Consider the following 10697-nt stretch of genomic DNA (forward strand, 5'->3'; position numbering starts at 1 on the left):
CCCGATCCTCGCTCCGATATCCCGCGTGCTCAAACCGGCCTCCCGTCCACCCCGGACAACACCAAAGGCCTAGACCCGTACCTGGCCGCGCCTGTCATGGCCGGCCTGTGCGGGTACGTGGACATCCGAGACCGACTTTCCCTCGACGAGGTCGCGGACCTCAACGAGGGCCTCCTCGTGCGGGCCGAGAACGATCGGCGCCGCTACGAGGCGATGAAGCCTAGAAACAATAGCCCCCGAAGGGGGTAGGAACCATTCCTAATGGTAGGAACCATTCCTAATGGTAGGAACCATTCCTAATGGCTGAGACCGTCATCGACACTTTTGTAACTCGTTTCCTGTTCCGTACGGACCGAGCGGCGTTGCGCGCGCTCGAGCGCCGTATAGGTCAGGTGCGCCAGAAGCTCGATGGCATGTCCCGAGGGTTCTCAATCGCGGGGGGAGTGATCACAGGGGCGCTGGTCGGTGCCGCCCGGCCGCTGGACGATTTTTCGAAAAGCATCAACCGCCTCGAGCGGGACCTGCAGCCCACCAACGAGCAGCTGGCGCTCCTCAAGGCGCAGGCAATCGAGATCGGCAACAACGCGCGGTATACCACCATCAACGTCGAGGACGTGATCAACGCCCAGCGGGAGCTGGGCAAGGCGGGCCTGACCGTAAACGAGGTCATGAGCTTAACGCCCAAGATCATGGACCTGGTGGCCGCCACCGAACTGGACGTGGCCGACGCCGCGGGGCGGGGTGTCAAGCTCATGAGCGCCTTCGGCCTCACCGTCGAGGACATGGGCGCCGTCTTCGATCGCATGGCGTGGACAGCCGTCAACGCCAACACCACCTTCGACCAGTTGCTCAACGGTGTCAGCAGGATAGGGCCCACGGCCCGGGTCGCCGGCTACGACGTCGAGGAGATGATCGCCGCCTTCGCCATGCTCAACGCGATCAACATACAGCCTGAGCGGGCGGAGACGGGCCTCCGGCAGTTTATGATCAAGCTGGGCGATTTAGAAAAGCTGCCAGAGGATGCCATAGACGCACTGAAAGAGCTCGATATCTCGATCGGGGAACTGAAATTCATCAAGGGGCAAGGCGACTTCCTGGGGCTGCTCGAGCTGTTCAAGGAGCGGGGCGCGGGCATCATGGAGATCTCGCGGGCCTTCGGCTCGGAGGCGGCGCCGATCATCCTGGGGCTCATGGAGAACATCGGCACCGCGGGCAGGCTGATGGCCGACGCGACGGAGGAGTCGGCCGGTCAGGTCGTCAGCCAGGCCGTCATCATGAACAAGGGTTTCTCCGGAGCGCTGGCCGCCATGCGCTCGTCGATGGATACGGCCGTCATCGCCCTGGGCGACGCCGGGCTGAACGAAATCCTGATCGGATACGTGACGCGCATTCGAAGCGTCATCGAGGCGTTCATGGCGCTGGACGACGAGACGAAGCGGTGGATCACCACGGGCCTGGCCATGGGTCCGGTCCTCCTCGGCCTCGGCGGCCTGTTCAAGGGTCTGTCCATCCTCCTGGGCGGATTCCTGCCGCTCATCAAGGGCGTGGGGCTGGTGCTCAAACCCCTCATAGGCCTGCTGACGATCGTCCTGGGCGCCAAGTTGTGGGCCGCCGCGGCGCTCATAGGCGGCGCCCTGCTGGGCATCTGGTACAACTGGGACGATATCAGCAAGAAGCTCGAAGGAACCTGGCTCGGCGATCTGCTGGCCGGCAAGAACGAAGGCATGGCCGGGGAGATCTTCGCTGGACTGAAGCACGAGCTGTCCGGCCTGGGACCCGCCCTCGATGGTGCCGCGGCCGACGTGGATGCCTGGTTCAAGTCGATCACCGACAGGTGGACCGGGGAGTTCATGGATTTCACCATGAACGTCCAGATCGGAGAGGATCCGTGGGACGAACTGGCCGAAGGGTATGCCAGGATGAGCTTCGAGGGCAACAAGGCCTTCGGCGAAATGGTAACGAAATGGGCGGATATCATCGTCCAGGCCCCGATGTGGGGCATCCTGGCCGAGTTCTTCAAGCGGGGCTTTGCAGATATCTTCGACTATCTCAAAACCCTGGTCATGGAAACCGACTGGTTCGGTCTGCTCTTCCCTTCCATCCGCCGCTACGAGCAGCGTCTGCGCGGCGGGCCCGAAGGCCCGCAGCTGCCTCCGGACTACGAGCATCCCGGCACGCTTCACGACTGGCTGATGGGGTTATCCGGCGCGACGCGCCCCGGCGATCCGGAATCGCTGTCGCCATACCACCGCCAGCGCCTCCAGGAGGAGGGGGCGTTGCCCGCGGCGCCAAGCGCGGCGCCGGAGCCGTACGGGCCCGCACTGCCGCCCGGCCTGATGGATGATCCATTTCGATGGTCCGAGCAGCTGATGAGATCCCTGCAGAATCCCATGCCCGCAGCGCCGCCCGTGCTGCCGGCAGGACCCGCTCCCGTATCGGCCACGGCGGCCGCAGGCGGCGGCGACCGCCACCTGCACGTCACAGTCGATCGGGGCGCGGTGGTGATACAAACGCCCGACGGAGATCCGGAGACCATCAAGGCGGCCCTCGACGACAGCCTGGGCAACATGTTCAACAACCTCGTGGAAGACTTCGACGGCAACGTGAGGGAGTAGGCCCATGCCCAACTTGATCGCCGATCCCTCGTTCGCGCTATTCCGCCAGGCCCGGACGATGATTCCCCTCCTCGAGCACCGGGTCGACGCCTACCCCGTGGAGGAGCACCGCCTCGACCTGGCCACGACCGAACACCCCGTCGAATCCGGCAACGAGCTGACCGACAACGCCGTCAAGCGCCGCGAGCACCTGCGCCTGCAGGGTTGGGTGTCCGACCTCCTGCCGGCCAGAGGCAACGAGCGGACCCTGGGCGATAGCGGCCTGACCGGCATCATCTCGAACATCGTGTCGTCCAGGGCGAGGACCAACTCGGTGGACCGGCCGGCGGACACCTGGGGCGAGATCATCCAGCTGATGGAAAACCGCACCCCGATAACCGTCGTGACTGCGCTCCGGACCTACAGGAACATGCTCATCGTCCGGGCCGTGGCGCCGGTGGACGTGACGACGGGCCACCGGTCGCTCCGGTTCACGATCGACCTGGCCGAGGTGCTGTTCACCGATACGGAGCTGAGCCGCATAAACATCGACAACGTGGTTGAAGACGGTCCGGCGGCCCTGCGGGCGTCGCTGCGGGACTACGGAGATCTCGCGGCCAGGACCGTGCCAGTACCCGAGCCGGTCCGTGAATTCGCGCGCGACGCCAGCGATCGCGCCGGCGTGCTCAGGAGAAGGATAGGATTCTAACCATCTTTGATGGTTTCTTCCATCGGGGGTGGCATGACCACCTTCAGGTGATGGTTTCTTAGAAAGGTGGCAATGCCACATGGCGCAGGTGATACCGCTCAGCAATGCACCCCGGCAGACGTTCCGGACGATCCTCGATGGGCAGAACGTGCGCATGACGGCATGGTACCAGCCGCTGGACGAGCACTGGTACTTGTCTATTCTGAGACTGGACCGTACGCCGATCATCGCAAGCGTGCGCCTGGTGCCCATGGGATATCCCATCAGGGCGCTGATCGTCGCCGACTTCACCGGAGATCTCATCGTCGAGGGCGCCGGGGACATGGGGCCGAAGGCGTGGACCACTACGCACAGGCTGATATACCTCGCGGAAGGCGAAATCACCTGAAGGTGGCAGGTGAAATCTTGTCCCGGGACAAGATTTGAAGGCCAGGGACCATTTTAATGGGTAGGGATCATTAGAAATGGCTAAGAGATATCTGCGCGAGCTGGAGGTGGAGATCGGCGGCGAGGAGTTCAGCGCCGGCCCCGCGGCCGTGAATGCTTTCGGATTTGAAGAGGACCCCGGCGTACTGCCCGACGTCCGGATCCCGGGCGAGGTCGTCATCAGGGATCTGTACATCCGGTTCAGAATCCGCCGCGAGGTGGGCGGAGCGCCCGCGGACGGCTTCGTGGACGTCTACAACCTCACGCCCCAGTCGGAGGAGCGCATAAGGACCCGGGGCGAGCGGGTGAAGATCCGCGCCGGCTACGACGGCGAGATGGCGCAAATATTCGATGGCGACGTGCGACGTGTGGAGCGCGTGCGCCATGAGCTCGACAGGATTACGCGCGTCCTGATAGGAGGGATGGCCGTGCGGCAGGCCAGGGCCGTATTCAACAAGACCTACGCCGGCGAGACGTCCGTGCGAACGATTTTTGCGGACGCCGTGAAATCCATGGGGTTCGACGTAGGGCCCCTCGATCTGATCCCGGAGGACGCGACGGAGACGGATTTCACCTACAACGAAGAGACGCGGGTGCTCCTTGAGTACATCGTGAAGCCCTACGGCCTGACCTACTACGAAACCGACGGCGTCATCGGCGTCACCCGCATCGGATCGTCGGCCGACGATCGCCCCCAGGGCGTCCAGGTAAACGAGCGCACCGGGATGATCGGCACGCCGACGGTCACCGACAAGGGCATACGCCTGGACACCCTCCTGGATCCAAGGCTCAAGATAGACACCCGCGTGCGCATCGATTCGGTGATACTAGAGGACGACGAGCGCGGTAACCAGGCGTACAAGGTCGTGGCCCTGGTCCACCAGGGTGACAACCGCGAGGGTCCGTTCAACACGGTGGCGGAGCTGAGGCCCGTGGCCTGAGGAGACAGACGTCCGTGAGCAGCCTGAACAACGAAATCACCTGGGACAACATCACATCCGTCTTCAGGTTCGTCCTGTCCCAGTGGCGCAAGGGCCTCCACACGTGCCTGCCCGGTATCGTGGAGACCTACGATGCAGCGACGCGGCGGGCGAAGGTGCGGTTCGCCCTGAGGCAGGTTCGCACCGACGGGAAGGAGGTGGAGAAGGCCCCCCTGGTCAACGTCCCGGTGGTGTTTCCGTCCGGCGGCGGGTTCACATTCACGTTCCCCCTGGCCGAAGGGGATCCCGTATGGCTCATGTTCTCGGAAAGAGGACTGTCCGCCTTCAAGAAAACCTTCGAGCTGGCTACGCCGGCCATGGGCCGGTTCCATGACCAGTCCGACGCTGTGGCTATCCCCGGCTTTGGGGCCCTGCAGATAACGCCGGCCGACACGGACGCGTCCGCCTGGCAGACCGAGGACGGATCCAAATCGGTCAGGCTTCGGGATGACGGAGTGGAGATCCATGCGGGCAATACCGAAGTACTGGTCCGTGAGGACGGCAACGTGACCATCAACGTGGCCTCGGCCGACAAGGTTCACCTGGGGGGCGAAAGCGGCGACGAGCTGGCCACCAAGACGTTCGTCCGCGACCAGTTCAACAGGCACATACACCAGACGCCCATGGGACCGACGGCCATCCCGACCATACTGTCCCCGTTGACGCCGGGATCCGACGTCACCAAGAAGACGAAAGGGGAATAATCATGCCGCTGAACAAGACACGCTGCAGGAACGCGATCATCACCAGGCTCGACTCCTCCTTCCCCGTACAGGAGGGGCAGAACGACGTGGCCACAGCCACCAGGCAGACGGCCATAGACATCATCGTCGAAGAGATCCTGGACGAAATCGCGGACAACGCCCTGGTAACAGGCACGTGCCCGTCCAGCGGCGGGCCACTGGCTGGGGGGAGCATTTCCTGAAATGGCAAGGACCCTTTCCGCTTTTTCAAATGCTCCGGCGCAGGACCTGCACCTCGACGAGCGGGGTAACCTGGCCGTGGTCGAAGGGCTCGAGGACATAAGGCAGCGGGTGCTCGAGGCGCTCAGGTTCGGCGCGGGCGAATGGTACCTGAACAGGCACGCAGGCGTTTCCTATCTGACCGACGTCTTCGTGCGGCCCGCCATCGTCGGCGCCGTGGCCAACATCCTGACCGACGCGATCCGCGCCGTCGACGGCGTGGAGTCCGTCTCGGGCGTGCAGATCGAGTTGGATACGCAGGCGCGCAAGATGAGCTACAGCGCCACGGTCCATACGGCCGCGGGCGACGTCACAGTGGGAGTAAACGAGTAATGGCAACGATCAACAATGCTGGCATAGCCCCCCGCGACCTGACGGGGTACGTGGAGCTGCTCGAGCAGCTGTTCAGGGACACCTTTGGATCCACCATCAACCTGGATTCGGAAACGCCCCAGGGGCAGCTCATCGGAATCCTGGCCCTCGTCTTCGCCGAAACCGACGAGCTGGGCGTGTACGTGGCCAACGGCCTGTCTCCGGACACGGCCGCGGGCCGTCAGCTCGATGACATAGGCGCCCTGTTCGGCATCGAGCGGATCCCTGGCGAGCGGTCCAGTGTTACCGTGACGCTCGCCGGTACCAGCGGCACGATCGTCCCCGCGGGAAGCCGCGTCAGGACTATGGAGAACGCCGTCTTCGTGTCCACTGCCGATGCCGTGATCCCGAGTGACGGATCCGTGGACCAGCTCTTCAGGTCGGAGGAGGTAGGACACATACAGGCCGAAGCCGGCCAGCTGACCGAAATCGTCGACGTCATTCCCGGATGGACCTCGGCGACCAATGCGGCGGCTGCTATGCCCGGGCGGGCCGTGGAAAGCGATTCGGAATACCGCGAGCGGTACCGCGGAGAGGTGGCGGTCCATGCCAGGGGCAGCCTCGATGCCATCAGGGCCCGGGTCCTGGCCGTGTCCGGCGTCACCCAGTGCATCACGCGAGACAACACCACGGCCGCGGCCATCACCGTGCAGGGGATCCAGATCGCGGCGAGGTCGGTGATGACGGTGACGGACGGCGGTGCCGCAAGCGACATAGCTGCAGCCATAGCCGCCGTCAAGCCGGTCGGGATCGCCACAGCCGGCAACGTCGCCGAGAACGTGGAAATATCACCCGGGGAGACGCAGACCATACGGTTCCGGCGCGTACGGCGCGTGCCGCTGGCCGTAACGGTCTCCTTCAGGATCTTCGACGAATTTCCGTCAACGGGAGTCGAGCAGATGAGGACCAACCTGCTCGAGTACCTGGACGGGTTCGAAATCGGCCAGGCCGTCGATGAACGCAGGCTGCTCACGCCCCTGCTCAGCGTACCCGGGCACGAGATCACCGCGACGGCTGTGGCCCTCGCGGACGGAAGCGCGCTCCGGGCGCCGCAGCTCGACGAACTGTTCACCCTGGCTTCCGGAGATGTGACGCTTACGCTGGTAACCACCTAGACGTGCCATGAATGACGCCCCTCATATCGATCTGGCCTCGAGGATCGAACTGCTTCTTCCACAGTACGAAGACGCTGCCAGGCTCCGGGCCCTTATAACCGGCGCGATCGGCATCGAAGAAGCCCAGGTATCCGAGGTCCTCGAGCGTCTGGACCGCGGCGGAAACCCCGAGGAATCGTCCGGACCGCTCCTGGACTGGATGGGCCACCGCCTCGGTATACAACGCCCCATAGTATCTACGGGGGAGTACCTGGGCTATGAAGGCACTGACCCCGAGGGAGGAAACCCTTTCAACCAGGAAGAGTACTATGATGATCTTCCAGCGATCAACCAGGTGGCCCCGTTAAGCGATGAGGTCTTCCGTCCCATCCTTAAGGCCCGCGCGCGGAGACTGCGCGGCGGCGCCGACAGGGAGACCATAGAGGCCATCCTGGAATTGCTGTTCCCAGATGGCGGCGGTTACGTGGACGAATCCTCCGCCATCTCCGACGGCACTTCCGCGGTGCAACTGGTCGTCTCCGCCGAGGACAACACGCTGTACCGCCTGGTTTCGGATGACCTGTTCCACCTGCTCATACCCAGGCCCGCGGGCGTAGCTGTCGAGTTCATGCGGTCCGACCCCTAAGGATGATTCCGAATGGAAGGAGAGTAGAATAATGGCACGTGATCCTGGTGGATTACTCGTAAAGAAAGCAGCAGAAACCGGAGACCGGGAGGCAATCGCTGAGGCCGCCGCGGAGAGAGCGTTCAACCTGGTCGACGGATGGCCGGCTGCGTTTTCTGTGGACGCGTTCCCTAAGCGTGAGACGTTCAACCAACTCATCTATATCATTACCGCGGCCATCACGGACATCTTCATGCACGGTGTCGCCGAGTGGCACACGGACCAGGCATACGAACATCCCGCTCTGGTATTTGGATCGGACAACCAACTGTATGCATCTCTGCAGTCGAGCGGCGGGTCTCTCCCTTCGCGCAATCCGGCCCAGACCGCGAGCCGTACCGGGTATTGGACGCTCTTTTCCGCCACCGGGGCAACGGGTCCTGCCGGTCCAAGAGGCCCCCGGGGACCCACAGGCCCCCAGGGACCCGCCGGGGGATCGGCATCAGTGGCGCTGGCGAGCGACGACGAGGTGGAGGCGGGATCTCTAACCACCAAGGCCGTGACGCCGGCAGCGCTCCTGGGCGCCCTGTTCAAGGCCTCCGTGAATGCGCGGTGGCGGGCCGACACGGCTGGTTACGGCCTGGTGCGCATTGGAACCCTGGCGGAGATACAGGGCACTAACGCCGACAGGGTTGTGACGGGACAGACGCTGGGTCAGATGCTCGTCAACGCATCCGCGACGGTACGGGGCCTGGTCGAGCTGGCGACCAACGCCGAAGCTAAGGCGGGGACCGATACGGCACGAGCGGTAACGCCCAGGGGCTTGAAGGAGGCGACGCCTAACGCGTCCGAGACGGTGCGGGGTCTGGTGGAGCTGGCGACGACTTCGGAGGCCACGACGGGAACGGACACGTCCAGGGCCGTGACGCCGGCGGGACTGAAGGCAGCTGTGCAGTTATCCGCAGTGAAAATAGGAAGTAGCACGTCTATGAGCTCTCATCCCGGATTCGCGAATTTCAATATTGCCGGGACAACGTGGAAGGCGTATGACTTTCTGCAAATCAAAATTGTAGAAAGTGTAAATATCAATTCGAAGAGGGCAATAAGTACACTAATATCCACAGATCTGCTGGATGACGGTGAGACAACAGAAATCGCTGCGTTTCGGACAGTCAGTGAGACTTTAATTACTATTTCGTCCGACGGCGCAATAACGAGAGTGTCTGGTACTGAGCGGGCTGGAACTACAGTAGAAGTATACGGTATATAAACATCACGGCCTGATTGACCTAAACGTTACGGACGTGTCAATGCAGGCACGATGGACAATCACCGCAACGACATTAGCTCTGCACCGACGCTCCACAGGCGTTTAGCAGCACGTTTTTCCTTGTGCACTCCCTGCCTCCCCGGTTATCATAGACGCCATCAACAAACACGCGGTCAATGAGTCGGGCCGCCTGCTGAATAACAGAGCCGAACTTAAGGCCCCGGGGTCGCTCCTCGGGGCTTCGGCGAATAGGCAGGGCATACCCGCTTTACGATTGCGTGTTTGTTGATACGACCCGGCACCACCCCACTTCGTGGGCTTACGCTTGCAGTGAGTGACCTGTGGCCGGAACAATCGCAATCACATTGAGCGGGAGGAGGCCTGATGGGCGATGGATAAGCCATCCGTGTGGACATACTGACGTCCACGTGGTAGAAAGGAAACGCATGTCCTACCGGTCTATCTTGCTAAAACGCGTCACCGGCCTGGTCAAGAATCTGGCTCCACTTCAATGGGACCGATTCGCAGATTGGCTCCTCTCGACCGACGGCCCGATGGCCAACGTCGATCCACTTCCCTCCTGCCTGGTTATCGTAAAACAACTCTATCAGGACCGCCTCGCGGGCAGACGTCACGTTGCCGCCGTCTGGAAGGATTGCTGCGACTGCCTGTTTGCCGTCTGCCTGGGGCAGCGCTGGTAGGATAGTTGCGACCAGTGTTCCCGGCGCCGCAGGTTGTCCGGACGGCTTGCAGCCTCGGCCGGAGCCAACGCTGCCTTCGTTTACGCGGCTTTCCCTTACAACCCACAGCGGTATTTCAGCCCGCCGCGCCTGATCATCCACAAGGTGCACGCCATCGTCGACGCCTGCGCGGCGCACAGCTGGACCGTTGCCCGGGCAGACTGGAAGCACCGCAGGGACGAGGCTGCGCAGAACGCCCTGGAAGACTGCCTCGTCGAGTTGGAGCAGGTGAGTGTTCATGAAACACTACATGCACCCCGAACGAATGGACATCCTGGAACAGCTGGCCGGCAAGATGGATGACCGGGGCGAGAAGATACAGGTGCCCACCGTCTGCATGACCCTGGCCACTGTGGACGAGTTGACCGCAGATCCGGACGAGGTTACCTGTCCCGAGTGCCGCGCCGTGCTTCGGGAAAGCGGACTGACAGAGCGTTAAGTGTATTTACTATACATTAATTGTGTATTAATTGTGTATTAATTGTGTTTTTTTGTTGACGGATTGCTTGCGGGAATGTATAGTAATGTCTGATAAGCACTGGAACAGTCCATTAAATTGTATCGTATGTGCTTTTGATTCATTCACTTACGCAAGGTTTATCCAACCTCGTGGAGGGCCTATGGTAAATGCTTAGCAGCACCGGCAAGTTGATCTTTACTTCATCTTACGAGGAGAAAATAATGCACTACCTCATAATTGCTGTATTGGCTTTCGCGCTGTCGATATTGGGTTGCGAAGGCAAGACGGGGCCGGCTGGACCGACAGGCGCAGCTGGCGCCGCAGGTCCGGCGGGTCCAGCAGGTCCCCAGGGTTCGACAGGTCCGGCAGGGCCGGCAGGTGCTGATGGTACCGACGGCGCTCAGGGCCCGAAGGGCGAGAAGGGTGACCAGGGCGAGAAGGGTGACCAGGGCGAGAAGGGTGACC

At 62.4% G+C, this 10697-nt stretch carries 14 protein-coding genes; all 14 read left to right on the forward strand.

Going from position 1 to position 10697, the window contains the following annotated elements; genetic code table 11:
- Nucleotides 1-249 (forward strand): hypothetical protein (locus OXH56_06635; protein MCY3554985.1); only part of this gene is annotated, 249 nt, incomplete at its 5' end.
- 50 nt (nucleotides 250-299) lie between these two features.
- A complete protein-coding gene (locus tag OXH56_06640; GenBank protein ID MCY3554986.1) occupies nucleotides 300-2615 on the forward strand; it encodes a phage tail tape measure protein in 2316 nt (771 codons plus the stop codon).
- A gap of 4 nt (nucleotides 2616-2619) precedes the next feature.
- Nucleotides 2620-3303, forward strand: coding sequence for a hypothetical protein (locus OXH56_06645; protein ID MCY3554987.1), 684 nt, complete (start codon nucleotides 2620-2622; stop codon nucleotides 3301-3303).
- 79 nt (nucleotides 3304-3382) lie between these two features.
- The gene (locus OXH56_06650; GenBank protein MCY3554988.1) at nucleotides 3383-3691 is read left to right on the forward strand and encodes a hypothetical protein; all 309 of its coding nucleotides are present in this window, start codon (nucleotides 3383-3385) and stop codon (nucleotides 3689-3691) included.
- Between the two features lie 76 nt (nucleotides 3692-3767).
- Complete coding sequence (locus OXH56_06655) at nucleotides 3768-4670, forward strand: hypothetical protein (protein ID MCY3554989.1); 903 nt, start codon at nucleotides 3768-3770, stop codon at nucleotides 4668-4670.
- Nucleotides 4671-4684: 14 nt separating this feature from the next.
- Nucleotides 4685-5413 carry a Gp138 family membrane-puncturing spike protein gene (locus tag OXH56_06660; protein ID MCY3554990.1) on the forward strand — a complete coding sequence of 243 codons (729 nt, stop codon included), beginning with the start codon at nucleotides 4685-4687 and terminating at the stop codon, nucleotides 5411-5413.
- A gap of 2 nt (nucleotides 5414-5415) precedes the next feature.
- Complete coding sequence (locus tag OXH56_06665) at nucleotides 5416-5634, forward strand: hypothetical protein (GenBank protein MCY3554991.1); 219 nt, start codon at nucleotides 5416-5418, stop codon at nucleotides 5632-5634.
- A 1-nt stretch (nucleotide 5635) separates the two neighbouring features.
- Nucleotides 5636-6004, forward strand: a complete 369-nt coding sequence (locus OXH56_06670) for a hypothetical protein (protein ID MCY3554992.1) — start codon at nucleotides 5636-5638, stop codon at nucleotides 6002-6004.
- Complete coding sequence (locus tag OXH56_06675; protein ID MCY3554993.1) at nucleotides 6004-7158, forward strand: baseplate J/gp47 family protein; 1155 nt, start codon at nucleotides 6004-6006, stop codon at nucleotides 7156-7158. The genes OXH56_06670 and OXH56_06675 overlap by 1 nt, the downstream gene beginning before the upstream one ends.
- A gap of 7 nt (nucleotides 7159-7165) precedes the next feature.
- On the forward strand, nucleotides 7166-7783 hold the full coding sequence (locus OXH56_06680) for a DUF2612 domain-containing protein (GenBank protein MCY3554994.1): 618 nt from the start codon (nucleotides 7166-7168) through the stop codon (nucleotides 7781-7783).
- A gap of 31 nt (nucleotides 7784-7814) precedes the next feature.
- Complete coding sequence (locus OXH56_06685; GenBank protein MCY3554995.1) at nucleotides 7815-9032, forward strand: hypothetical protein; 1218 nt, start codon at nucleotides 7815-7817, stop codon at nucleotides 9030-9032.
- Between the two features lie 446 nt (nucleotides 9033-9478).
- The gene (locus OXH56_06690; protein ID MCY3554996.1) at nucleotides 9479-9733 is read left to right on the forward strand and encodes a hypothetical protein; all 255 of its coding nucleotides are present in this window, start codon (nucleotides 9479-9481) and stop codon (nucleotides 9731-9733) included.
- A gap of 277 nt (nucleotides 9734-10010) precedes the next feature.
- Nucleotides 10011-10211, forward strand: coding sequence for a hypothetical protein (locus OXH56_06695; GenBank protein MCY3554997.1), 201 nt, complete (start codon nucleotides 10011-10013; stop codon nucleotides 10209-10211).
- Between the two features lie 188 nt (nucleotides 10212-10399).
- On the forward strand, nucleotides 10400-10697 hold a 298-nt coding region (locus tag OXH56_06700; protein MCY3554998.1), incomplete at its 3' end, for a hypothetical protein.

Source organism: Gemmatimonadota bacterium, from assembly GCA_026702745.1.
GTDB lineage: Bacteria > JAAXHH01 > JAAXHH01 > JAAXHH01 > JAAXHH01 > JAAXHH01.